General features: G+C 55.4%; 19 protein-coding genes. 5 read left to right on the forward strand and 14 right to left on the reverse strand.

Annotated features, from left to right (window positions below; translation table 11 throughout):
* The first annotated feature begins 246 nt into the window (after positions 1 to 246).
* Together ppsA and ggt are read left to right on the forward strand one after the other, a co-directional pair.
* Complete coding sequence (gene ppsA / locus KF947_RS21960) at positions 247 to 2,622, forward strand: phosphoenolpyruvate synthase (RefSeq protein WP_227406335.1); 2,376 nt, start codon at positions 247 to 249, stop codon at positions 2,620 to 2,622.
* Positions 2,623 to 2,732: 110 nt separating this feature from the next.
* On the forward strand, positions 2,733 to 4,523 hold the full coding sequence (gene ggt, locus KF947_RS21965; RefSeq protein ID WP_227405115.1) for a gamma-glutamyltransferase: 1,791 nt from the start codon (positions 2,733 to 2,735) through the stop codon (positions 4,521 to 4,523).
* Positions 4,524 to 4,531: 8 nt separating this feature from the next.
* Here the strand turns inward: ggt and KF947_RS21970 are convergent, their stop codons facing one another.
* The 3 genes from KF947_RS21970 to acnB all read right to left on the reverse strand — a co-directional run bounded on the left by KF947_RS21970 (position 4,532) and on the right by acnB (position 9,807).
* The gene (locus tag KF947_RS21970; RefSeq protein WP_227405116.1) at positions 4,532 to 6,475 is read right to left on the reverse strand and encodes a glycerophosphodiester phosphodiesterase family protein; all 1,944 of its coding nucleotides are present in this window, start codon (positions 6,473 to 6,475) and stop codon (positions 4,532 to 4,534) included.
* A gap of 42 nt (positions 6,476 to 6,517) precedes the next feature.
* Complete coding sequence (gene rraA, locus KF947_RS21975; protein ID WP_227405117.1) at positions 6,518 to 7,012, reverse strand: ribonuclease E activity regulator RraA; 495 nt, start codon at positions 7,010 to 7,012, stop codon at positions 6,518 to 6,520.
* A 191-nt stretch (positions 7,013 to 7,203) separates the two neighbouring features.
* Positions 7,204 to 9,807: a bifunctional aconitate hydratase 2/2-methylisocitrate dehydratase gene (gene acnB / locus KF947_RS21980; protein ID WP_133733502.1), complete on the reverse strand. Its 2,604-nt coding sequence runs from the start codon at positions 9,805 to 9,807 to the stop codon at positions 7,204 to 7,206.
* Between the two features lie 547 nt (positions 9,808 to 10,354).
* Here acnB and KF947_RS21985 point away from each other — a divergent pair.
* Together KF947_RS21985 and KF947_RS21990 are read left to right on the forward strand one after the other, a co-directional pair.
* Positions 10,355 to 11,032 (forward strand): tRNA-(ms[2]io[6]A)-hydroxylase, encoded by a 678-nt coding sequence (locus KF947_RS21985; RefSeq protein WP_133733501.1) that lies wholly within the window; start codon positions 10,355 to 10,357, stop codon positions 11,030 to 11,032.
* A gap of 27 nt (positions 11,033 to 11,059) precedes the next feature.
* A complete protein-coding gene (locus KF947_RS21990) occupies positions 11,060 to 14,959 on the forward strand; it encodes an AAA family ATPase (protein WP_227405118.1) in 3,900 nt (1,299 codons plus the stop codon).
* Between the two features lie 21 nt (positions 14,960 to 14,980).
* Here the strand turns inward: KF947_RS21990 and KF947_RS21995 are convergent, their stop codons facing one another.
* Genes KF947_RS21995 through queC form a run of 4 tightly spaced genes read right to left on the reverse strand, consistent with a single transcriptional unit; the run spans position 14,981 to position 17,458 of the window.
* Complete coding sequence (locus KF947_RS21995) at positions 14,981 to 15,238, reverse strand: YkgJ family cysteine cluster protein (protein ID WP_088700028.1); 258 nt, start codon at positions 15,236 to 15,238, stop codon at positions 14,981 to 14,983.
* Entirely contained in the window at positions 15,235 to 16,089 is an 855-nt protein-coding gene (locus KF947_RS22000) for a 6-carboxytetrahydropterin synthase (protein ID WP_227405119.1), read from the reverse strand. Before KF947_RS22000 ends, KF947_RS21995 begins: the two co-directional genes overlap by 4 nt.
* Positions 16,089 to 16,745, reverse strand: coding sequence for a 7-carboxy-7-deazaguanine synthase (gene queE, locus KF947_RS22005; RefSeq protein ID WP_227405120.1), 657 nt, complete (start codon positions 16,743 to 16,745; stop codon positions 16,089 to 16,091). Before queE ends, KF947_RS22000 begins: the two co-directional genes overlap by 1 nt.
* A complete protein-coding gene (gene queC / locus KF947_RS22010; protein ID WP_227405121.1) occupies positions 16,745 to 17,458 on the reverse strand; it encodes a 7-cyano-7-deazaguanine synthase QueC in 714 nt (237 codons plus the stop codon). The genes queE and queC overlap by 1 nt, the downstream gene beginning before the upstream one ends.
* Before the next feature lie 221 nt (positions 17,459 to 17,679).
* On the opposite strand from queC, the gene KF947_RS22015 reads away from it, so the two are divergent.
* Positions 17,680 to 18,096, forward strand: coding sequence for an SRPBCC family protein (locus KF947_RS22015; protein ID WP_227405122.1), 417 nt, complete (start codon positions 17,680 to 17,682; stop codon positions 18,094 to 18,096).
* A 53-nt stretch (positions 18,097 to 18,149) separates the two neighbouring features.
* Here KF947_RS22015 and KF947_RS22020 read toward each other — a convergent pair whose 3' ends face one another.
* From KF947_RS22020 to KF947_RS22050, 7 genes are all read right to left on the reverse strand, one after another.
* Positions 18,150 to 18,389 carry a DUF2789 domain-containing protein gene (locus tag KF947_RS22020; RefSeq protein ID WP_133733495.1) on the reverse strand — a complete coding sequence of 80 codons (240 nt, stop codon included), beginning with the start codon at positions 18,387 to 18,389 and terminating at the stop codon, positions 18,150 to 18,152.
* A gap of 87 nt (positions 18,390 to 18,476) precedes the next feature.
* Complete coding sequence (locus tag KF947_RS22025) at positions 18,477 to 19,553, reverse strand: asparaginase (RefSeq protein WP_133733494.1); 1,077 nt, start codon at positions 19,551 to 19,553, stop codon at positions 18,477 to 18,479.
* 29 nt (positions 19,554 to 19,582) lie between these two features.
* Positions 19,583 to 20,794, reverse strand: a complete 1,212-nt coding sequence (locus KF947_RS22030; RefSeq protein WP_227405123.1) for an MFS transporter — start codon at positions 20,792 to 20,794, stop codon at positions 19,583 to 19,585.
* An 8-nt stretch (positions 20,795 to 20,802) separates the two neighbouring features.
* Positions 20,803 to 21,306, reverse strand: coding sequence for a hypothetical protein (locus KF947_RS22035; protein ID WP_133733492.1), 504 nt, complete (start codon positions 21,304 to 21,306; stop codon positions 20,803 to 20,805).
* 95 nt (positions 21,307 to 21,401) lie between these two features.
* Positions 21,402 to 22,658, reverse strand: coding sequence for a DEAD/DEAH box helicase (locus KF947_RS22040; protein WP_133733491.1), 1,257 nt, complete (start codon positions 22,656 to 22,658; stop codon positions 21,402 to 21,404).
* 273 nt (positions 22,659 to 22,931) lie between these two features.
* Entirely contained in the window at positions 22,932 to 23,438 is a 507-nt protein-coding gene (locus KF947_RS22045; RefSeq protein ID WP_227405124.1) for a helix-hairpin-helix domain-containing protein, read from the reverse strand.
* A gap of 65 nt (positions 23,439 to 23,503) precedes the next feature.
* Positions 23,504 to 24,088, reverse strand: coding sequence for a membrane integrity-associated transporter subunit PqiC (locus KF947_RS22050; protein WP_133733489.1), 585 nt, complete (start codon positions 24,086 to 24,088; stop codon positions 23,504 to 23,506).
* Between the last annotated feature and the right edge of the window lie 3 nt (positions 24,089 to 24,091).

Below are 24,091 nucleotides of genomic sequence, written 5' to 3' on the forward strand. Positions count from 1 at the left end.
ACGGGTGAGTGATACGCCTATTGTGAGCCGAGCTGTTTGCCAGCACAACGTGCCATCTCTAATAGGGTTTTCTGCATCGAATACGCCCGACTACATAAATAGCCCAAAAAGCCCTGCTGTTGTAAAAATCCTCCACTCTCTTCGCTATTAGACCAATGGCGAATATATTGGCGCGGTGCTAGGGTGTCTCAATCAATTATCCATGATCGTCAAGGTCATGCAGATATCTATGAGCGAGGGGGTTACGTGGAAGAGTACATTCTGTGGTTCGATCAGTTGGGCATGGCGGACGTCGAACGCGTAGGTGGTAAAAACGCCTCGCTGGGTGAAATGATATCTAACCTGTCCGGTGCTGGCGTGACGGTTCCTGGCGGTTTTGCCACCACCGCCCAGGCTTATCATGAATTTCTCTCCCATGAAGGATTAAACGAACGCATTAATGCCACCCTGGCACGCTTGGACGTCGATGACGTTAAGGCGCTGGCCGAGGCGGGTCGCAATATACGCCAATGGATCATTGACACGCCGCTACCCCCTAGCTTTGAAGCGGCCCTGCGCGATGCCTACGGCCAGCTGCAGCAACAGCACCCGCAACTGAAAGTAGCCGTGCGCAGCTCAGCCACCGCGGAAGATCTCCCCGATGCCTCCTTTGCAGGCCAACAGGAAACCTTCCTGAATATTGAAGGCTTCGACAATATCAAGCGTGCAGTGCACGAGGTTTTTGCTTCGCTGTTTAACGATCGTGCGATCTCCTACCGAGTGCACCGTGGCTACGCCCACGAAAATGTCGCCTTGTCGGCGGGCGTTCAGAAAATGGTGCGTTCAGAGACCGGCGCGGCCGGCGTCATGTTTACCCTGGACACCGAGTCTGGTTTTAAAGACGCGGTTTTTGTCACTGGCTCCTGGGGCCTGGGCGAAACCGTGGTACAGGGCGCCGTCAATCCCGATGAGTTCTACGTGCACAAGCCGACACTGGCTGCGGGCCGCCCGGCGGTGCTGCGCCGTAATTTGGGTTCCAAGCTGATCAAGATGGTTTATGGCCAAGATGCCAGCGCTGGTAAATCGGTTGAAACCATCGATGTGCCCCATGCCGACCGCGGCCGCTTCTGTATCAACGATCAGCAAGTGATGGATCTGGCCCGTCAGGCAATGACTATCGAGCAGCACTACCAGCGGCCCATGGATATTGAGTGGGCATTAGATGGCGATGATGGCCGGCTTTACATCGTCCAGGCGCGTCCTGAAACGGTGGTGTCCCAGCAGGAGGGCGGCAAGCTTGAGCGTTTTCAGCTGCGTGAAAAGGGCCGCACGCTAATAACCGGTCGAGCGATTGGTCAACGCATTGGCCGGGGTACCGTTAAAGTGGTGTTAAGTCCAGACGACATGGACAAGATCCATGATGGCGATATCCTGGTCACTGACATGACTGACCCTGATTGGGAACCGATCATGAAACGTGCTTCCGCGATCGTCACCAATCGCGGTGGGCGCACCTGTCATGCGGCGATTATCGCCCGCGAATTGGGTATCCCCGCTGTGGTTGGCTGTGGTGATGCGACTACCCAGCTAAAAGAGGGTATCGACGTCACGGTTTCTTGTGCGGAAGGCGACACCGGCAATGTGTACGAAGGGCTGTTGGAGTTTGATTGCAAAGTCTCCAGCGTCGATGCGATGCCGGAAATACCCTTTAAAATTATGATGAATGTGGGCAACCCTGACCGCGCCTTTGGTTTTGCCAGTCTGCCTCACGCAGGCGTGGGTTTAGCGCGTTTGGAATTTATCATTAACCGCATGATCGGCGTCCACCCTAAAGCGCTGTTGGAGTACGACACCCTGCCGGTTGATCTACAGCAGGTGATCGATTTACGTACTGCAGGTTACACCGACCCGGTCAGCTTCTATGTCGATAAACTGGTTGAAGGTATCTCCACGCTAGCGGCAGCGTTCCATCCCCAGCGCGTTATCGTACGGCTGTCCGACTTTAAATCCAACGAATACGAAAACCTGATTGGCGGCAAACTCTATGAGCCGGGTGAAGAGAACCCCATGCTCGGTTTCCGGGGTGCATCGCGCTACATTTCAGAGGCGTTCAGGCCCTGCTTTGAACTCGAGTGCCGAGCGCTCAAGCGGGTGCGTGAAGAGATGGGCTTCGAGAATATCGAAATCATGGTGCCCTTTGTGCGTACCACCGACGAAGCACGTGAGGTGGTAGAGCTGTTGGCGGCTAATGGCCTAGAGCGTGGTGGCCCCACCGGGCTTAAAGTGATTATGATGTGTGAGCTTCCCGCCAACGCGCTGCTGGCCGATGAGTTCCTTGAGTATTTTGATGGTTTCTCGATTGGCTCAAACGACCTGACCCAGTTAACGTTAGGTTTGGATCGTGATTCCGGCATAGTGGCGCATCTGTTTGACGAGCGTAATGGGGCGGTTAAAAAGCTCCTGGCCATGGCCATTCAAGCCTGTAAGGCAAAGGGCAAATATGTCGGTATATGCGGGCAGGGGCCGTCAGACCACCCTGATTTGGCTAAATGGTTGATGGAACAGGGTATCGATTCTGTATCACTCAACCCGGATGCGGTGCTGGAGACCTGGTTTATGCTCGCAGGGCAAAAAATCGACTAATCAAGCCTACATTGGTTTTTACTTTACGCCCGGCCATTGTGCCGGGCGTTGATGTTTTAATAGGCTACTCTTCTGGAGTGGTTTTTTAACTTGTCATGGAGAGCGCTGAGATGTCACCAAAATCGGTTAAGTTTGCGCTACCTGTTCTGCTGGTAGCGCCATTGTATAGCTGGGGGTTTAGCTATGAGACACCCTCCATTTCTCCTGAAAGCGAATCGGGCTACGAAGAGAAGCCCGGCTGGGAAGCTGAGTCGTTTGCGGTAGCAGCAGCTAACCCGCTCGCCACCGATGCCGGTTACCAAGTCCTTAAAGCCGGTGGTAATGCCATTGATGCGGCCATTGCGGTACAGATGGTGTTGAACCTGGTCGAGCCGCAATCCAGTGGTATTGGTGGTGGTGCTTTTCTGATGCACTTCGATGGCGATGAAGTGCGTGCCTACGATGGTCGTGAAACCGCTCCCCAAGGCGTTAACGGTGAGCTGTTTATGCAAGATGGTGAGCCGCTGGCGTTTAATGACGCAGTGGTTAGCGGTCTCTCAGTGGGCGTGCCGGGCACGCTGCGCATGCTGGAAAAAGCCCACGCTGAGCACGGTGAGCTAGCCTGGGAGGAGCTATTTACCCCGGCAATCACTTTGGCCGAGGAGGGCTTTGAGGTTAGCAATCGGTTGCATACCAGCTTGGCAAACGATGAGTTTCTGCGCCAAGACCCAGTAGCGAGCAAGTTTTATTATGATTCAGACGGTGAGGCTATCGCCGTTGGCGAAACGCTCAAAAACCCAGCGTTGGCAGCTGTTCTTCGCCGCGTTGCTGAGCAAGGCAGCGTCGCCTTGCACGAAGGAACCGTGGCACAAGACATTGTTGAGCGCGTTCAGAACCACTCTGAGCGCCCTGGTGGTTTGACGATTGAGGACATGAGCGGGTACGAAGCGCTTACCCGTGAGCCGTTATGCACGCCTTGGCAGCAGTGGGAAGTATGCGGTTTTCCACCACCCTCATCGGGTCATCTTACCGTGATGCAGATTTTAGGTATGCTTGATCAGCAGCCACTGCTTGAAGCCCCATTAGACAGTGGTGCTGCAAGCAGTGGGTGGCTGCATCAATTCTTGGAAGCCTCGCGCTTGGCCTTTGCGGATCGTGGCCGTTACATCGCCGATCCTGACTTTGTCGAGGCGCCGGGAGGCGACTGGTCACTAATGCTAGCCCCGGAATACTTGGAGCAGCGCAGTGCACTTATCGAAGAGATGAGTATGGGCGACAGCGCTGAACCGGGTAACCCTGGGGAGCTAGACGTTAGCTGGGCTAGCCAGCCAGAACAGCCCGAGTACGGTACCAGCCATATCAGTATTGTCGATGAGGAGGGCACCGCGGTGGCTATGACCACCACTATTGAGCAGGCGTTTGGTTCGCGGATTATGTCCGATGGTGGCACGGGGTTAGCGGGAGGCTTCCTGCTAAATAACGAGCTCACCGATTTTTCATTTACACCTGAAATGGATGGCGAGCCCGTAGCGAACCGGGTAGAGCCTGGCAAGCGCCCACGCTCTAGCATGAGTCCGACCTTGGTATTTGATCAAGAAACCGGCGAGCTAGTCGCCAGCTTGGGCTCACCTGGTGGCGCCGCAATTATTCATTACACCGCCCGTACGCTAGTAGCACTGCGCGACTGGGGGCTAAGCGCTCAAGAGGCGCTCAACCTTCCCCATGCTATTACGCTGGGCGGGGATGTCTATGTGGAAGAGGGGCGTTTTCCTGAGGCGACCATCGAATCACTGCGCGAGCGTGGCCATGTGGTAAGTGAGCGGGAGCTAACCAGCGGCCTTCAAGCCATTATGCGCCTTGATGATGGCACCCTGTTTGGTGGTGCTGACCCCCGGCGCGAAGGGGTGGTAATGGGTGACTAGGCCAATTTCTATTGGCGAAGCCAGTTGCGCAGCTTTACTAGCATCAGCGCACCGTCGCTTAATTCGCGACGGACTTGAATAAGCTCGGTTAAACGGTCTGGGTAGTCGGTGATAATCGCATCGACACCCAGGTCAATTAGCGTCGACATTCTGGCTCGATCATTAACGGTCCAGGCGTGTATTTCGTAGCCATACAGTCGTGCTAAGTGAATTTCCCCTTCCGTAATGCGATTATGGCGTAGCCCAAGGGCAGCAAAGTCACGCCGGTTTAGCGTGCCGGGCAGAATAAGCTGAGCCAGCAAGGTAACGCGCAGCGATGGAGCTCGCTGACTCAAATACTCCAGTAATGATGGCGACATGGTTGCCATGCGCATATCCATTAGCGCATTGGGAAAACCGCACGCTGTATAGCCATCGAAGGCGCTTTGTTGTGTCGCCCAGCAGCGATAGCGCACATCGCTCTCTGCATTTAAGGCCTCAATAACGGCATCGGCTAGCGCCTGTTCTTGACCCGGCAGCGGCTTGATGTCGATCATTAGTCCGGCTTTTCCACGTACCCTTTGCAGCGCTTCATCCAAGCCTGGAATGTTCTCACCTTGAAAAGCATCGCCGAACCAGCTTCCAACATCGAATTGGCTGAGTTGCTCTCTGGTAAGCTCGCCAAACTCACGGTTGTCGCCGGTTAACCGTGCCATGCTGCGATCATGGTAAAGCATAACCTGCTGGTCACGGCTCAAACGTACGTCTATCTCGATATAGTCAGCGCCATCAAGCAGCGACTGCTCCAGCGCGGCAAGGGTATTTTCAGGTGCCACCATGGAGCTTCCACGGTGGGCAATCACCGCGACGTTGTCACGTATCTCAAAGCTATTGAGTATCCACCACGCTTGAAGACCGGCAAAAATAAGTACGCTCAGCTCTACCGCCCAGGCCAGTTTGCCTGCGTTAACATCCTCAGGTGGCGGTGCAGGGCGAGCTTCTCGATGGGCCAGCTGCATATAGAGACAGGCGGAAAGCAGCGCATTGGCGGCAATACCGATGAAGGTAATGGCCAGGGTGACCAGCACATAGCCAAGTAAATACGCCAGCATCGCTGGGATGAGCACGGCATTGTGTTCCGGCAGCCACCACAGAAGCGGCGTGAATAGCCGGTCAAAGAGCAGTGTCACCAGTAGCGGCAGGCTAACAATGACGACCAATAGTAGAAGTACTGCTGCGCCAATGGAGCGGCGCCAGCCGCGGGTTAGGCTAACGCTTCGTTTAAGTGCCTGCCAGGGATTACACTCTTCCAGGGCAACAAAGGGCAGCGCCAAGAGCCATCGCAGGTAGAGCCATGATGCCGCCCATACCCAAGTAATAAGCAGTGGTAGTGCGCAAGCTATGAAATACCACAGTGAGGGAGGGCGCACGCGCTGTAGATAGTAAGGGTCTATACCGCTCAGCCAGAAATCGTAAAGCCATGCGAGGCCGGCCATAAAGGGGGCGAGCAGTAGTAAGTGGGTGCCTACCTGCAGTATGACGAGACCTGCCAGGGCAGGCAGCCGACGAGTGCTTAGCCAGAGTGCTTCAAGAGCCAGCCGATAGTGATTGTCACGGGGCCTGACGGCAACCTGCAGCATGCCTGCCTGCTGCCAGTAAATAATCAGAAACGCGAACCCAAGCCCCACCAGCATGCCTACTAAACCCAGCGGGCTAAACAGTAGCGAGATCAATTCATCGTTGGTGACCACGGTTCGGTTGAGCTGGGCCAGCAGCCAGCGAGTTACCCAGGTGATCGCTGGCAGCAGCAAGGCTGAGGCGAGCAGCGTAAAAAACAGGTGATAGGCGATCAGTGGACGAAGGTGATCGCGTAACGTGCGCAGTAAGGCAGAGCCAAGATAGGTCAAAGGCTGCATCGTCATTAAACGGTAAGAATGAGTCACCAGGGTGGCAGTAACCGCCACACCTGGCAAGGGCCTCTTTTAAGACAAATTTAATGACTACGGAGGTCGTTGTTAAGAAAGTGGCAGCTCTTGCTCGGCAACAATAATGCCGTTGTTATCCGCATACAACCACTGGCCGGGCTGAAGAGTAACGCCGGCAAAGGTAACGCCGATATCTCGCTGTCCCTCGCCGCGTTTTTCGCTTTTGCGCGGATGGCTACCTAGCGCCTGAACACCAATGGGCAGAGAGGCGAGTATCTCCACATCGCGCACGCAGCCGTACATAACGACCCCCGCCCAGCCGTTGGCGACTGCCTGCTCGGCGAGCATATCCCCCAGCATGGCGCAGCGGTGCGAACCACCCGCATCAACCACCAGCACCGCGCCGTTGCCTGGCTCGGCAACGGCCTGTTTCACCATGGAGTTATCTTCAAAGCATTTGATTGTACGAATAGGGCCATAGAAAGCTTCAAGCCCGCCAAAATTGGCAAACATCGGGTCAAGCACCGCAACCTCTGGGTGCGCATCGCAGAGATCGGGCGTCACGATATCAATCGAATGGGTCATTACACGCTCCTAAGGGTAAACACTGTTGTATTACCGTTCAGTTTAGAAAGGTAGAGCATAAAAAAACGCCCCGCCCTGTAAAACAGTGGCGGGACGTTCGGTCATCGGCTCAGAAAATGCAATGTTTCACATCTTCTGCGATGGTGCGAGCATCGGCGATGGGGCGGTCTGTCTCAAGTGCTTAACAAGCGTTAGGCTTCTTGAGCGACCGGAATCACGTTTGAGGCGATCTTTTGATACTCCTCAATTTCGTGAAAGTTCATATAACGATAAATCTCGCCCGCCATAGCGTCAAACTCACTCATATAACGTTGATACTCTTCAACGCTGGGGAGACGTCCTTCTACTGCGGCAACGGCCGCCAGTTCCGCAGAGGCGAGGTACACATTGGCACCGTCACCCAAACGGTTCGGGAAGTTACGTGTAGACGTAGACACCACGGTGCTCTTAGCGGCAACGCGGGCCTGGTTACCCATACACAGTGAACAACCCGGCATTTCCATACGGGCACCGGCACGGCCGTAGATGCCGTAGTAGCCCTCTTCGGTCAGCTGATGCTGATCCATTTTCGTCGGTGGTGCCAGCCACAGCCGGGTTTTTAAGCTACCGGCAGGCTGCTTCTCAAGCAGTTTGCCAGCAGCCCGGAAGTGGCCGATGTTGGTCATGCAAGAACCGATAAAGACTTCGTCGATTTTCTGGCCTGCGACTTCAGACAGTAGACGCGCATCGTCAGGGTCATTCGGCGCACACAGAACGGGCTCTTTAATTTCAGCCAGATCAATTTCGATAACTTCGGTGTACTCGGCATCCTGGTCAGCACGCATCAAGCTGGGGTTAGCCAGCCAAGCTTCCATGCCCTCAATACGACGGCTAATGGTGCGCTCGTCACCGTAACCGTTGCCCATCATCCACTTCAAGAGGGTGATGTTAGACTTCAAGTATTCGGTAACGCTCTCTTCCGACAGCGTAATGGTACAGCCAGCGGCGGAGCGCTCAGCGGATGCATCAGAAAGCTCAAAGGCTTGCTCAACCGTTAAGTCTTCCAGACCTTCAATTTCCAACACGCGCCCTGAAAAGGCGTTTTTCTTGTTGGATTTATCAACGGTCAGCAAGCCTTGCTTGATGGCGTAGAGCGGAATGGCGTGAACCAGGTCACGCAGCGTAACGCCGGGCTGGCGTTTGCCCTTGAAGCGAACCAGTACTGACTCCGGCATATCCAGCGGCATAACGCCGGTGGCAGCAGCAAACGCTACCAGGCCTGAACCCGCCGGGAATGAGATGCCGAGCGGGAAACGGGTGTGCGAGTCACCGCCGGTGCCCACCGTATCAGGCAGCAGCATGCGGTTAAGCCAGCTGTGAATGATGCCGTCGCCGGGGCGTAGTGAAACGCCGCCACGGTTCATAATGAAGTCGGGCAGGGTGTGGTGAGTATCCACATCCACGGGCTTCGGATAAGCTGCGGTGTGACAGAACGACTGCATAACCAGGTCGGCTTGGAAACCAAGGCAGGCAAGGTCTTTCAGCTCATCACGGGTCATCGGGCCTGTGGTGTCTTGCGAGCCTACGGTGGTCATCTTGGGCTCGCAGTACATGCCGGGGCGAACGCCCTCAAGACCACAGGCTTTACCGACCATTTTCTGCGCTAAGGTGAAGCCTTTGCCAGTATCTTTAGGCTGATCGGGTAGGCGGAAAACGTCAGAAGTGGGTAGGCCCAGTGACTCACGCGCCTTACCAGTCAAACCACGGCCAATGATTAGGGGAATACGGCCGCCAGCGCGTACTTCATCCAGAATCAGCTGCGTTTTAAGCTCAAAAGTGGTGATAACGTCATCGCTACCGTGTTTGCACACTTTACCTGCGTAGGGGTAAACATCGATGACGTCGCCCATGTTCAGGTTGGTGACGTCCATTTCAACCGGTAGAGCGCCTGAATCTTCCATGGTGTTAAAGAAGATAGGTGCAATTTTGCTACCAAAGCAGAAGCCGCCAGCGCGCTTGTTGGGTGCGTAGGGAATATCGTCGCCGAAGAACCACAGCACCGAGTTGGTGGCTGACTTACGCGATGAGCCGGTGCCGACTACGTCGCCGACATAGACGACGGGGAAGCCTTTGGCTTTAACATCTTCGATCTGTTTGAGCGGGCCAGTGGTGCCTGGAACCACTGGCTCAATGCCGTCGCGCTCGTTTTTGAGCATGGCGTTGGCATGGAGCGGAATATCCGGGCGTGACCAGGCATCCGGTGCAGGTGACAGGTCATCGGTATTGGTTTCACCAGGAACTTTAAACACGCTCAGGGTGATTTTTTCAGCCAGTGCGGGTTTAGACAGGAACCATTCGGCGTCTGCCCAGGACTGAATCACCTCTTTCGCGACGCTGTTGCCATTTTTGGCGCGGCTTTCCACATCGTGGAAGGCGTCGAACATCAGTAGGGTGTGCTTGAGCTGCTCGCCTGCTTCGCGGGCAAGCTCTTCGTTATCGAGTAGCTCTACCATTGAAACGATGTTGTAGCCACCTTGCATAGTGCCCAGCAGCTTGACGGCGTGAATCTTGTCGATCAGCGGAGAGCTCGCTTCACCTTTCGCAATAGCGGTGAGGAAGCCTGCTTTTACATAAGCGGCCTCGTCAACGCCCGGCGGAACGCGGTTGGTGATTAAATCAAGGATAAACTCCTCTTCACCGGCCGGTGGCGTTTTCAGTAGCTCAACTAGTGAGGCTACTTGTTCGGCATTTAGGGGTTTGGGCGGGACGCCCTCGGCGGCACGTTCCTCGACATGTTGGCGATAAGCTTCAAGCACGTTGGGGCCCTCTCATTCACGTTTCATTTACTTTATGGTGACGGCCTGCACATTGCACGGTGTTGGCTGCGCAGTTTTTATAAAGTGGGGCCGATCACATATGACATACGCTTGACAAACAGCGTGTGGTTGGATGGCTGCGATTCTACGGCAAACTGTCGACAATGTTAAGCTGGCAAGCTGAGACGACTCTTGTACTTTATGTTGATGTCACGATTTAAACGGATCAAAAAAACGCTTTTTATTAGCCAATTGGCTCAAAATCAGGAAAGTTTTTTCCATTTCATAGCGAACCTTAGGCTATGCGGGTGTGATTATCGTTACAGCGCGTTACCATACTCCTCACTTACTTAACTGGAGAGCCGTTTTACTGCTGTAGTGCTTATGCAAGCGTATTGATTAAAAGTGTGTGGAGCATTTTTAAACGCGTAGCTACATTAGTAATAGATGATTCAGATCGTAGAGAATGGTATGCAACAGGGAACTATAAGCGCCTTATGGCCTTATATGTTGTACAATAGTGAGATATAAGCTTGGTGATGGTGTTATGTTGATACAACCTTCTACACAAACTACAAAAAAGAGTGGCTTGCAAACGGCTGATCACGCAGTGAAAGCGGATGATTTGCTGCCGGAAAGTTTGCACCAGTTTTTGGCCTGTGCGACCCCTGAAGCATGGCTGCAGTGGGCGCTTGAAAATCCAGAAACGCTGCTAATTGACCATGCGCAGTGCGAAAAAAAAGCCGCATCTACCGCTATGAGCTTGCTCTATCGTTATGTAGATCAACCACTTTTGCTGAGCAAAATGTCGCAATTAGCTCGTGAAGAGCTGCTGCATTTCGAGCAAGTAGTCGCGCTCATGGAAGCACGCGGTGTGGCCTACCAGCACTTGACCGCTTCACGCTACGCGGAAGGGCTAAGGCGACACCTGCGCAGCAATGACCCCGAACGGTTAATTGATGTGCTCATCATCGGCGCACTTATTGAAGCGCGCAGCTGTGAACGCTTCGCTTGCTTAATTCCTTATTTAGATGAAGAGCTTGCCAAGTTTTATCGCACCCTGGTGAAGTCAGAAGGCCGTCACTTCGAGGATTATCTGCTACTGGCTCGCCAGCAGACATCGGACTCAATTGACGAGCGGATCGCTTTTTTTGTAGCGCGTGAAGCGGAGCTGATTACTTCGACCGATACTGCTTTTCGTTTTCATAGCGGCGTGCCAGCTTAACCCGCTTAGCCCGGCAGGATGTTTATCATGCGCGATGCTCGTGAGACAGACCAGTTAACCCTATTTGGCCATTTTTCACTCACTCAGGGTGAAGATGTATTAACTCACTTCAGCTACGACAAAGTGAAAGCGCTGCTCGTTTATCTGTTACTACATCGTCAGCCGGTTAATCGTGCCGCGCTGGCGGAACTGCTGTGGCCCGATCAGGGGTTATCTTCCGGCAGGACTAACCTGCGTCACGCGCTGCACTGTTTACGGCAGTCGTTGGGAGAGAGTGCTGACCAAGTATTAAGCGTCTCCCGGCAAACGATTGCCTTCCAGCTTCCGGCCAATTGGAAAGTCGACCTGCATACGCTGCAGCAGCTGCTCGAAGGGCCGCGTGACTTGGATACACTGGAAGCACTGATGACCTGTTACCAAGGTGACCTGATTGAAGAGCTTCAATTGGCCAGCTGTAGTGAGTTTCAGCGCTGGTTAGTCCAGGTGCGCAATGAATGGCGCCAGCGCGTCATTCGTTTTGCCGAACAGGTGCTCGAAGCTCACACCGATGTGCCTGATTTGATCCTGGAAACCCTGGTGAGTCGCTTCTCCGGCTATGGCCCGTTTCATGAGCGCTTGGTACGCCAACTGGCTGAACAGAATCAAATGGCCGCCGCTCATGAGCAGTATAATAGCTACTTGCAGCTACTGGCATTGTCAGGTCAGCAGCCTGAACCTAGCTTCTTACAGCTGGCCAGTTACTGGTCTGACGGCCACCATGACCCGCGCATGATGAGTCCTCAAGGGGCTTTTTCCCGCGCGCTGGCGGCGGATAGCAAACCTCTACGTGAAGATGAGATTGAGCTGCGCCAGCTTTCCGTAATGGCTATCCGGTTGCGCCTAAAAGGGGAGTGGCAAGATCGTGCCGCGACGCGCCACTGTCTCACTCTGCAGTTGGAGCTATTGCGTTGGCTAGAGCAGCAGTGCCATCACTTGGGCGGCTTCTGGCTGCCTGGCGCCACCGGCGGCTTGGGGTTAGCTTGTTTCGGCACCCACGGGCCTGCTCATCAGTTGGCTGAGTTAGTGGCGCTCTATGAGCACTGCCGACAGGCGCTTCCCCAAGAGAGTGCCCGCCACTGGTCTGGCGAAGGCGAAGTGCCGCAATTTGAGCTGGCCGCTGGTTTGCATAGCGGGCGAGTCGTTTATCTACCCGAGCGGCAACTGGCTGATCCGCTGGGGCAAGTCACCCAAACCTCGCTGGAGCTAATGAGCGCGGCCGAAGGCAGTGAGCTGGTCATCTCTCAAGAAGCCAGCCAGCACATGCCGCCCGCGTTGGATCTACAGCCGCGGCTGGTATCGCGTTTGGTGGCGAGTGACGGTCGCGTTCGACTGCGTGCTTTAGTGCTTGGCCTAAACGAAGGCGGCCGAGATGCGCTGCCGCCTAGCCTGGTCGGGCGTGAAACCTCGCTGCGTACGCTGCGCGATGCGTTGGCGCGGGCAGGTATAGGTTTGCGTCAAAGCGTATTAGTACGCGGGGCGTCTGGTATGGGTAAATCGGCACTGATGGTCGGTTTCCGCCAGTTAGAGCTCAGTCGCGATGCGGCAATTTGCTGGCAGCCCACCACGCGGCTGTCGGTGCTGGATCCCTACGGCGTTGCCCGCACTTTGGTTAGCTGGTATCTCAAGCGACCACTAACCGTTGAGGCGATTCACGAACTACAGGCGACGCTGGAGTTTGACCAGCTTACGCCCGAGCGCCAGCACCTGTTGGAAGAGGCGCTTGGGGTGCACGAAGTTCAGGAGATCACCCAGCTTGCCCAAAGCGGTGAAGCCGTTGAACTGGTGGTGATGTTGCTGCACCGCTTAATCGAGCGTCAGGCGACCACCCATACTCTGGTACTGATGGTCGATGATTTACAGTGGCTTGATGAGCCGTCGTTTAAAGTGCTCGCTGGGTTGCAGGCACGTTTGCCAATCAATACCGCCTTTATGCTGGTAGCCAGCCATCACGGCAGAGAGCTGCTACCGGTGAAGCTACATTGGGATCAACAGATTAGTTTGGGGAATCTGGATCCGCAGCAGTCTTCACGGCTATTGTCACAGCTGTCACGGCGCTACCGCATTCATTTGAGCCCGCGGTTACGCAACCAGATTATTGAGCGCTGCGATGGCGTGCCGCTCTATATGCAGGAGATTTGCCGGCGTCTGGATATGGATCGTCGCGAAGGGCGCAGTGTCCAGTTCGATGAACTGCCCAAAGGATTATTAGGTCTGTTGGCAAGCCGTATTGATCAGCTTGAGGGTGACCGAGAAATTGCCCACATAGCGGCAGTGCTGGGTAAGCGCTTCCGGTTGGATTTTCTACTGGAGTGTAGCGGCTGGGAAAAAGGTCGGCTTAACCAAGCGCTCGAACATATGCGGGCGCTTGAGATTGTCGAGCCGGTCGATAAAGAGAGCGGCGAACACGAATACCAGTTTAGCCATCAACTGCTGCAAGAAGCGGCCTATCTTTCCTGTCCGCGGGATGTGCGGGTCAAGCTGCATCAGCAAGTAGTGACCTTAATTGAGGAGCGCTTCCCGGTGTGGATTAGTCGCCACCCCGGCGATTTTGCCACCCATCTGCGCCGTAGCGGTCATTATGCCCGTGGTGCACGCTATTTCGAACTGGCCGCCCGGGAAGCGCTTAAGGTGAGCGCCAACCGAACTGCACTACGCATGGCCGATTTCGGTTTGGCGAGCTTGCGCCACGTCGAGCATGAGATTGAGCGTGAAGTGAGTCTGCTCACCGTGCGCGGCCAGGCGGCCTTCTCACTTGAGGGGCATGGCTCGCCTACCGCTCACGAAAGCTTTGTGCGTGCGAGGGAGCTACTGCGCGAATCGGGTACCGATAGATTAGAAGACCCAGAAGATCTAGAGCAGATATTCCTGGTCAAATGGGGGCTTTGGGTAGGGCGTAGCCAGCGCTATGCTCATGCCGATGCCTTTGCACTGGCGTCGACGCTCGCTGATCTCGCTGCACGTCTTGAAGACCCTCGCTATCGTCGTTTGGCCGACTATGCCCGCGCTAACTGCGAATACTGGGCAGGTCGCATTCAGCAGGCTCACGACCATTTAGATGAAATCGATCCCCTCAATGCGCAAATGATGATCGAGTGGCTACCGTTCTCCGATCATCCGCAAGTTTCGGCCGCCTGCTTTCAGGGCTGGGCGCTCTGCCTGCGCGGTGATTATCAGCGTGCCGAGCGGCAAGTATCGGCGGCGATTCGGCTGGCGGAGAAAATCGCCCACCCCGGTACCTTGGCGCTGGCGCTGCTATTTGCCGCTGCGCTCTACCGTCAGCTAGGTCACGTTCACTTGGCCGCGCGGCATGCAGAACGAGCGGCGGCAATGACCGGAACGCCCGATTTACAGCTGTGGCAAATTTCCAGCCAGTGCATTCTCGGTTGGCAACGAGCCCTGGCAGGCGATGCCACCGGGTTGACTCAGTTACGCGATAGCCTGGATCAGATGGCGGAGCTGAATGGTCGTGACCGCTACCAGCGGCCGGTGCTGTGGTACTCGGATGCCTGCATTGAACTAGGCGAGCTAAATGCCGCAGAGGAGTACCTCGACCAGTGCTTGGTGATTGCCCGTGAACGTACCACGCTATTTTTGCCTGAATTAGCCACCCAACTGGCCAAGGTGCGTGATCTGCTGGGACACCCCGCCAATGAAGTCAAAGCATTGGCTGAAATGGCGATAAACCAGTCCCGCGAGCACGGCAATCGCCACCAGGAGCTAGCGGCCCTTGAGCTATGGCTGACGCGTATCGAGCCTAACGACCAGCAGGCGAAAGAGAGTTTTAGGCAGCTATTGAGTGAAGTCAGCCACAGCGATGCGCCGGTGCTAACCCGTTGGATCAGCTTGTTGGATCGCCGTTTACCGCGGCCGGTAGGCGCTGAAGGTTGATAAACTAAAGCAGGGCACTGTTTAACGGGTGTCCTGCTCCAGCCACGTCAAGGTGGCGAGCGCCTCTTCCCGGTGCTCGCCGCACACACTGGCGTCAAAGTTAAACCGCTCGCAGACCCTGGGGCGGCTCGGATCTCCGAACAAACGGCACAGGTTATCCTCGTCTAACTGCACGCAGCGAACGCCCGCCGGCTTGCCCTCAGGCATGCCGGGGATAGCTGAGCTAATTGAAGGTGCGATGCAGCAGGCGCCACACCCCGCACGACACCCTTCACTCATAGCTGACTTGGTGTAGCACTAGGTGTAGACATGGCAATCGCGCCCTTGTTGATGCCCTCAAAGGCCTGAATGCGCGTGGTTACGCCGCTTTGCGTGGCAACCTCTTTTGCCAGCCAAGCGGCGATATTTTCTACCGTGGTGGGGCCGGGGAGGATCGCGCATAGCGACTGTGGCAGCGTAATGGAGAAATCACCTTGAGCGGCCCGGTAGGCGCAGATCAGGAAGTCGTTATCCCGTGAGGTGATATCCGCCTCTTCAAGCAGGTAACGATTATCTAACCATGCGGCCCACTGCTGTTCGAGCTTAAGTTGACGTACCCCCTGCTGAAGGATATGTAGCCGCGAACGGTGGCCGTGGGCGATACGCTGGCAGTTGCCTAGGTGGCGCTTTAGGCCGTGCGTGTAGCCATAGGCAGCGCCTTCAATGGCCTCGTCGTTCAGCGTTAGGGTGACCTGGTGGACATTGTTAGGACGCTGTTCAGTGAGCTGCTGGCTTAAATACTCAGCGACCGTGTCAAGCTCAATGGTTTTCCACGGCAGCAGGCTAAACGCCTCTTTTGGCCCCCTTACTTCCATCGGGTAGGGCGTGGTAGTCCGTATGCACACACCTTCGAGGCACTCTGTAACAATCACCCCGGGGGCTTGGGTGGGCACCAGTAGAGTATGATCTAAGCCGCTATCAAGCGTGCGCTTGATCCACGGCTTGACTTCACCAAAGTCGAAGAGCATGCCATCTTCGCCTAGCTCGCCATCCAGCAGTGCGTCTACCTGCCAGCTACAGCCCACTAGGCCGCGCTCAGAACACCAAATTGAAACGTCAATATGGGTCAGTTGGTTTACGAATAGGGACATTAATCAAAACCTGCTAATTTGTGCATTTGCAGCGATAGACGCCACTGGGGGTTAGCCATACAGTAGGCGGTCGCTTCAGCGACGGTGGTCTTATCCTGATTGAGAGGAGCAAGATCCATCGGCTGTAAAAAGAAGTGGCGAAACCCCAGGCTTGAAAACTGCTCTGGAGGAGCCTCTGCTTGAGGGTAAACGAGCTTTAGTTCGTCGCCTTGGGTAACGGCCAGCGGATTGCTGCCCTTAGGGCTGACACACAGCCAGTCAATGCCTGGGGGCGGTGGCAAAGTACCGTTGGTCTCGACGGCCACCTCAAACCCATGGCTATGCAACGTGGCAATCAGCGCTGTGTCAAGCTGCAGCAGTGGCTCGCCGCCAGTAAACACCACATAGGGTGTTGCCTTCGACTTGGCGTCACTGCTGTGGCTGGGCCAGAGCGCTGCAATGTGCTCAGCAAGGGCGGTAGCAGTGGCAAACTTACCGCCATTGATGCCGTTAGTGCCAATAAAGTCAGTATCGCAAAAAGTGCATTTAGCCGTCGCCCGATCAATCTCACGACCTGACCACAGGTTGCAGCCGCTAAAACGACAGAAAACGCTCGCTCTGCCCGCTTGGGCACCTTCCCCCTGCAGGGTGTAGAAGGCTTCTTTGACTTGATACATCAGCGCTGACCTACTGCGCTGTCTACGCTGTAAGCCAATGGGTCGGTCACGCCGTTGGCGGCAAAGGCTTCCAGCCGCTCGCGGCAGCTGCCGCATACGCCGCAGGCAAGTTCACGGCCTTCATAGCAGGTCCATGTATGGCGGTAATCCAATCCCATTGCCAGGCCGTCACGCAGTATGTCGGCCTTGCTTACTTTGAGATAAGGGGCGTGTAGCTTAACCGGCTCGAAGTTGGCGATGCCCGCGACATGATTCATAGCCTCGACGAACCCGGGGCGGCAGTCGGGGTATAAAACGTGGTCGCCGCCATGGGCGCCGTAGTCGACGCGCTCTGCGCCAATATTGACGGCCTTGGCAATCGCCAGGGAGAGCAAAATCATATTACGATTAGGCACCACGGTAGCGCGCAGGTTGTCTGCGCCATAGTCGCCCTGGGGCATTGCCTGGGCTGGGTTGGTGAGCGCCGAATTATCAATCAGGCCGTGTATAGCGCGAATATCGACCACTTGATGGGGGAGCCCTAGCGAGGCGCACACCTGGCGTGCAGTATCGAGTTCGCGGGCGTGCCGCTGGCCGTAGTCAAACGAAAGCGCGTGTACGTTAAGCCCTTCACGCAGTGCGCGGTGGAGCACGGTAAAAGAGTCCATTCCACCGGAATAGATAACAACGGTCGTGGTGGCTGTATCAGCCGCCATCGGGGGTGTTGATGACATGAGAAAACACTCTTTGTCGGAGAATTTATTAATCACGAGCAGTGTTTAGCTGTCGCGGCGTTCCGGGGTCCGGTCCGGAAGGGCGGCAGTTTACGCAATAGCCGTTAGTCTGACCAGTTCTAGCGCTTATCGAAGTACCTTGGTGAGGTAGAAAGTGCGTAGGCGGGCAGCATTAATATCAACATGCTACGCTATCCATCCATGTCGTTAGAGGCGAACCAATGGCAACGATTGAACATAGTGAAATCATTAACGCTCCGCCCGAACGTGTGTTTGAACTATTGCGCCGTGTCGAGGATTTTGCCGATTACTCGGATCTGATTCGCTCAATAGAAACGCTGGGCGAAAACCGCTATCGGTGGCATGTGCGTGCCGTGGGTATGGACTGGGCATTTGATGTCATGGTGACCGAGATCCAGCCGCCCCATGTGCTTGCCTGGGAGTCGTTGGATGGGGTGAAGAACCAGGGGCGTTATCGCCTTCGCGAGGTGCCAGAAGGAACCGAAGTGGCGTTGATGTTGAGCTATGAGATTCGCAACCGCTTAATGGAGAAAGCCGTTAACAAAGCGGCCAAGCCGCTAGTCGGCAAAGTCAGCCGCCAAATTCTTGAACGTGTAGAAGCGCGATTGAATGGATAGCGCCGTACTAGCGGCGCATAAGTTATCAAGCCTCCGATTAATAGGCCTCCGCCTTACTGTGGTTTATGCATTGAGGCGTCAAGGTGGTCGACGACCTCTGCCCAGTCGGCATCGTCATCGACGGCTTCTCTTAAAAACTCTGCTTGGCCCTCGTTCCAGCAAGGGGCTTCAGCCAATGGCATTGTTTCTGGAAGCGGGGCGTTGCGCTGGATAAAGCGCTCGATTGAAGCTGCGTCAGATGCTAGGCCCAACTGCTCGAATAGTTCGCTGAAATGGTGCACCGGTTTTTCCATAATCTGTTGCTCCTTCAAACGGTTAGAATGCTTCCTACAACATAGCTTGATTCTCAGCCTACGCCACCTTTCAAATGCTGTGATTGGCTAGCGTTCACCGATTAGCGACGTTAAAAAGCGCTGCCGCTGATCCTCTAACGCGAGTGGCTGTGCCAGTAAGTGGGCTAGCTTGGTGTATGCCGCTTCTGGCGTCATATCATCGCCGGCGAGAACGCCTGCATCGCTCAGGCCATGCCCCGCCGCATAAGCACCCAAGTGGACACTTCCCTGGGGGCACTGGCTAATGGCGGCGAGCAGTTTGCCTTCCCCGCTGGCTTTGGCAAGTACGTGAAGCAAACTGGGGTCGTCGGGGAGGTTACCCGCGCCCCAGAGCTGGAGCAGCGCCCCTTTGACACGCGCATCACTCAGCCAGGCGTCTAGTTGCCAAGCTGATATGCCCGGCCAAAGGGCGATGCGAACGATCTCTCCCTGATTGACCAAGCGGTAGTCGGGGAGCTCGAAACGCGGCGCACCACGCTGCTGCAGGCCAAGTCCGCGGCTGGGGTAATAAACGAAATCTTCGCCTACCCGCTCACCGAGCAGTGGGTAGTTGGGGCTGGCGAAGGCGTTGGCTGCTTCGCTGTGCTGCTTGATGGCACGGGCGCCCCGCAATAATTGTCCTGCAAAGTAAATAGCCACTTCTTGGAGCTCGGGCTTAGCGGCAAACTGCAGCGCGCCGTGCAAGTTGTCCAAGGCATCGCTGCCTGGCGATTCCAATGGCAGCATTGAGCCCGTGACGATCACTGGTCGATCTATCCCCTGGAGTTGATAGGCAAGGCTAGCGGCCGTCCAACTGAGCGTATCGGTGCCATGAATAATCACGAAACCGGCGTAGGCCGTTAATTGGTCGTTAATGTCGTGGGCAATCTGCTGCCAAGTGAGCGGGGTAGCGGCACTTGAATCAATCAGCGTGGTATAGCTAACCACCTCATAAGGCGGAAGTGATTGCTGTTGGGCAAGCGGTAGCTGGTTAAGCGCTGTCGCCATGCGGTTAGTGAAGTCACCGCCAGGCGTGAGCCCTTCTGCATGTTGTTGCATACCGATGGTGCCGCCCGTGTAAATAACTAAAATGCGCTCTTGGGAGGGAACGCTGTCGGCTAGAGGGGAGTAGGGGTTCATCGCCATCTCCTGGGGCTTTATGCGAAACCTGCTAATCAGAAAGTAGGCGTAACACGCTGTACCAAAAGTTCACCACTATGATCGTCTAAGCGATGATTGCGGCCCGCTAGTAGCGCAAAGCCACAGCAAACCATAATCAGGGCGATCAACAGCCAGGCGATATGTGGTGTGTTGGCGCCTGATTGCAGCATAACCCCCACACCAAAGGGGCCTAGTGCGGCCAGCGTATAGCCACCGCCCTGAACAAGCCCAGAAAGTTGACCGGCAAGGCGTGAGTTGGCCGTGCGCAATACTAACAGGCTTAGCGCCAGGCTAAAGCTGCCACCTTGGCCGATACCCAGCAGTGCAGCGCCGGGCCATTTCCATACCAGTGGCGCGATAAGCAGCATCCACAGGCCTATGGCGGTGCTAAACAGCACAAGTAATAGCGCGGGACGCTGGTCACGCCCCAGGCGTGCAAGCCAAGGGGCGCCAAGCGCTGAGGCAAGCTGGCACATAATCGACACCGCCATTGTCCAGCCCGCATCGGCCTCGTTATAACCGCGATCAACCAGCAGTGTAGGCAGCCAGCCAAATACGATGTAAGCCATGGACGATTGAATACCCATGAACAGCATAACGTGCCAGGTAAGCGGTTGCTTAAGAAGGCGTAAAATACCGCTTTTAGGCGCTGTTGGTGTGTTGGTCATGGTGGTGCGGGGCATTTGGAAGTGCCAAAGCACTAATGCGAACAGCGCCAACAGTGACCAGCTCATCAAGCTCGCCTGCCAACTGCCGAGCAGTTGCGTTAATGGAACGCTAAACCCAGCCCCTAACGCGCCACCTAAGCAAAGCGCCATGGTGTATAAGCCGGTGAGCAGGTCTGCACTGTCGGGGAGTTCACGCTTAACCAGGGCCGGTAGCAGGGTGCCGCCAATGCCGATCGCACAGCCTGCCATCGCTGAGCCGATAAAGAGCCCGCCGGGGAGGGGTAAGCCACGCAAAATCAATCCAGCAGCCAGCAGTGTCAGTGCCGCACTTAGCGCCCGTTCACTGCCTATACGTTTAGCCAGGGCAGGGGCAAGAGGGGCGGAGAGGCCTAAAAAAAGCACGGGGAGCGTGGTGAGTAGCCCTGCCGCGGTAGCGGAAAGCCCGGCGCTTTCTTGCAAGCGGGTAAGTAGAGGAGCGACCGAAGACATGGCGGGGCGTAAATTAAGCCCCACCACAACCATCAGCAAAATAAACGTAATCGAGCGACGCGTTGCCATACGAGTACTTACTTGAGGTGGGGACGCAAGTCTCCGCGAACGGCATCGAGTAGCGTAATAAAGTGGTAATCCTGAGGAGTGTCCAGGCAGTCGACCCTGACGTTCGTGCGCATGCCTTTATCTATATTTAACTGGTCAAATATTTCTAAAGTAAGCTTGCGGGCAGGTTTATCGCCTGGCGCCATGATGCCATCTTCAAGGCTAAAAGTTTCAAGCAGGGTGACACGTACGCGAGTGCTATTGCCTTCGCTCAGTACTCGGCGTACAAAAAGCCAGCCTTCGCAGGGGAGGGCGTGGTTGTCATCCCGCTGGCGCAAGAAAATCGTGCGGTAGCAGGCCCCTTCGATCGAGGCCTTTTCAGCCATGCTTCGGTAGGCTTGAAGCACCTGATTAGCTGACGCCCGGGCGTCCTCTAAACGCTGTACGATCCCTTGATGTTCGCGGCTGAGCTGCTCTTGACGCTGAAACGTCAGCCATTGGCGGTACTCGGCCATCAGTTGAGAAGACGCCATAATCACTCCGTGAAAAGTTTTGGCTAAAATTGCTGCTGGAAACAGCGGCTTGGAATATGCAAAGGCGACACCTTCGCATATTCCTGCACTCTGAGCTAGCGCCGCGCGCGGCGTTTACGTTCGCCGCCGGTATTGGCGCTCTGGCCTTCGGGTTTGCGTTTGGCGCGGGGCTGACGTTGATTGCGACGGCCATTTTCGATGGGCTCAGGTTTGATACTGGGGTCGGGCTCAAAGCCAGGTTCAATGTGCTTTGTTAGCTTCTGCTTGATTAGCCGCTCAATATTGCCCAGCAGGCCGTCTTCATCGACACACACCAACGAAACGGCTTCGCCATTGCTGCCAGCCCGACCGGTGCGGCCAATGCGGTGGACATAATCTTCCGCCACGTTGGGTAGGTCAAAATTGACGACGTGGGGCAACTCATTGATATCCAGTCCGCGAGCAGCGATATCGGTGGCCACGAGTACCTGCAGGTCGCCGCTCTTGAATGCCGTTAGTGCGCGAGTGCGCGCTCCCTGGCTTTTATTGCCATGGATCGCCATTGAAGGGATGTCCTGCTTGGAGAGCTGCTCTGCAAGGCGGTTAGCACCATGTTTGGTGCGCGTAAATACCAGCACCTGGAACCAGCCATGTTGCTGAATCAAGTGAGCCAGCAGCTCGCGCTTCTTCTCGCGGTCAACGCGGTAAATGGCCTGCTCAATTTTGTCGGCTGTGGCATTCCGTGGCGCTACCTCAATCATCGCCGGGTTATCCAGCAACTGTTGCGCCAGGGTTTGGATCTCGTTAGAGAATGTCGCTGAGAACAGCAGGTTTTGGCGCTTTTTAGGCACTAGGCGCAACAACCGCTTAATGTCATGAATGAAGCCCATATCCAGCATGCGATCAGCTTCATCAAGCACTAAAATCTCAACGCAGGAGAGATCCACATGCCCTTGCTGGTGAAGATCCAACAGGCGGCCTGGAGTGGCAACCAGTACATCCAAACCGGCTTTCAGTGCATCGATTTGAGGCTGTTGGCCGACGCCGCCAAAAATAATGTGAGAGCGCAGTGCCAGATGTTGACCGTAGGTCGACACGCTTTCGCCTACTTGAGCGGCAAGCTCGCGGGTAGGGGTTAGCACTAGTGCACGTACCTGACGCTTTGTAGGTCGTTTGCCGGTGTTTAAGCGTTGCAGCATCGGCAGCGTAAAACCAGCGGTTTTACCCGTGCCGGTTTGGGCGCTGGCCAGCATGTCACGACCTTCTAGTACAACGGGAATAGCCTGTCGTTGTATCGGGGTAGGCTCAGTGTAACCTTGCGCTGTGACAGCGCGTAACAAATCGGCGTGCAGGCCAAGTTCAGAAAAGCTCATGCGTTCTCCGCAGTCACCTAGTGAGTTAATACCGGTAAGTGGTTGTTATCACTAGGTGTTATGTTCAAAAAGCGAGGTTGATTCACCTTCGCGGCAGCGAAGTGTGCCAGATAATTCAGCGTGCCGCGATGGTCGTTGGTTAGCCGTGGATGACCGTGACAGGAGACGTGAAGGTTATAGTGCCAAAGCAGCACTATCATCCTGGTGCGCACGGACACACCAGAAAACTACGTGTCAGTAATAAGCCGAGTAGTGTAACACGGTTATGGGGCCTCAGCTTGTTTCGCTGAATCGTGGCAGTGGCGGGGCCTGGGCATGCAGTGGAATTAACCGCGCTAACGTAGTCGCGGGCAAGTTGAGCTGGGCCACTTCCTTGGGGGTTAATACAAAAAACTGCTCAGGGGTGAAAATACCTAGTTGAAACAGTTGGCGGGCCGTGGCTGGCCCTATGCCGTCGAGCGCGAGTAGGTGTCGCGCAAAGAGGGCGATAAAACGACTGTTTTGCTGTTCATCAAAATCGACGCTAGCCGTTTGAAAATAGTGCCCCGCTTGACGAATAATAAATTGCTCAATGCGCTGAAGCGCGGCTAGCGTTGAGGTGTCACTACTCTGTGCTGCTAACTGGTCATGCAGGGCGTCGTGGCTATTTAAAGCGGTTTCGAGTAGGTCAAGACTCAATTCACCCTCAAGCATTGCCGTGACGGTATGCATGAGGGCGTTAATGGCATCGCGCAGTTGTTCAGCGGGCAGACCCGTGGTCTGGCTTGTTTCAGCTGTCATATTGACATCCCTGAGGGGGTTAGCATTAAGCGTAGTGCAGCAAACTCAGTTTAGAAAAGCGCTGATTAATCAAAATAATCGCCCTGACGTATTTGAGTGGCGATAAGTTCGGCGGCTTGATCCCAGCTATCACTCAATGCGCGAACCAGGGCGGGGTAGCCATCCTCGGCAAGGGGTGTCTCTGCATAGAAATTTTCCATCGCTAGCAGTTCACCGGCATCGTTAAGCAATTGCCATTGGCCGCTGGCCACGGCGACACCGTCAAAGCGGCCCTGGAATTGATCAACGTTCAGGCGCAGGGTCAATGCGTTGGCTTGTTCGCCTTCCGTACGCATAATCCTAAGCGTTGGTAGCGCTTGCGCCAGATTGGCGCGCAGTTTTCGTTCTAACTGTCTGCCTAATCCTTCTGCCCACTGATGTTCCCGAGCGGCGTTCAACGTAATGTCGTCTAGTTGCATGACAATGCCGTCGACATCCAGGTAGTGGGCAAGTCGAGGGGAACTCACTATAAGCGTGCCCGCGGGCTGGCGGGGCGTGCTAGCCAGTGGGTCGCTTGGCAGCATATAGCGAGCGGGGGGCGTGACGCTGCTGGCGCAGGCGGATAGCAACAGGCAGATCAGCAGCAGTGAACATCTCATCCATGTAAACATCGT

This window comes from Halomonas sp. FeN2, assembly GCF_020595105.1.
Lineage (GTDB): Bacteria > Pseudomonadota > Gammaproteobacteria > Pseudomonadales > Halomonadaceae > Vreelandella > Vreelandella neptunia.

Coding starts and splice junctions, on each gene's coding strand:
- rraA (WP_227405117.1), bottom strand. CDS start 7,012: ATGACCCATTCGATTGATATCGTGACGCCCGATCTCTGCGATGCGCAC.
- ggt (WP_227405115.1), top strand. CDS start 2,733: ATGTCACCAAAATCGGTTAAGTTTGCGCTACCTGTTCTGCTGGTAGCG.
- KF947_RS22050 (WP_133733489.1), bottom strand. CDS start 24,088: ATGTTTACATGGATGAGATGTTCACTGCTGCTGATCTGCCTGTTGCTA.
- KF947_RS22035 (WP_133733492.1), bottom strand. CDS start 21,306: ATGGCGTCTTCTCAACTGATGGCCGAGTACCGCCAATGGCTGACGTTT.
- KF947_RS21990 (WP_227405118.1), top strand. CDS start 11,060: ATGCGCGATGCTCGTGAGACAGACCAGTTAACCCTATTTGGCCATTTT.
- KF947_RS21985 (WP_133733501.1), top strand. CDS start 10,355: ATGTTGATACAACCTTCTACACAAACTACAAAAAAGAGTGGCTTGCAA.
- KF947_RS22030 (WP_227405123.1), bottom strand. CDS start 20,794: ATGGCAACGCGTCGCTCGATTACGTTTATTTTGCTGATGGTTGTGGTG.
- KF947_RS21995 (WP_088700028.1), bottom strand. CDS start 15,238: ATGAGTGAAGGGTGTCGTGCGGGGTGTGGCGCCTGCTGCATCGCACCT.
- KF947_RS22020 (WP_133733495.1), bottom strand. CDS start 18,389: ATGGAAAAACCGGTGCACCATTTCAGCGAACTATTCGAGCAGTTGGGC.
- KF947_RS22040 (WP_133733491.1), bottom strand. CDS start 22,658: ATGAGCTTTTCTGAACTTGGCCTGCACGCCGATTTGTTACGCGCTGTC.
- KF947_RS22025 (WP_133733494.1), bottom strand. CDS start 19,553: ATGGCGATGAACCCCTACTCCCCTCTAGCCGACAGCGTTCCCTCCCAA.
- KF947_RS22015 (WP_227405122.1), top strand. CDS start 17,680: ATGGCAACGATTGAACATAGTGAAATCATTAACGCTCCGCCCGAACGT.
- queC (WP_227405121.1), bottom strand. CDS start 17,458: ATGTCATCAACACCCCCGATGGCGGCTGATACAGCCACCACGACCGTT.
- KF947_RS22000 (WP_227405119.1), bottom strand. CDS start 16,089: ATGTCCCTATTCGTAAACCAACTGACCCATATTGACGTTTCAATTTGG.
- KF947_RS22045 (WP_227405124.1), bottom strand. CDS start 23,438: ATGACAGCTGAAACAAGCCAGACCACGGGTCTGCCCGCTGAACAACTG.
- queE (WP_227405120.1), bottom strand. CDS start 16,745: ATGTATCAAGTCAAAGAAGCCTTCTACACCCTGCAGGGGGAAGGTGCC.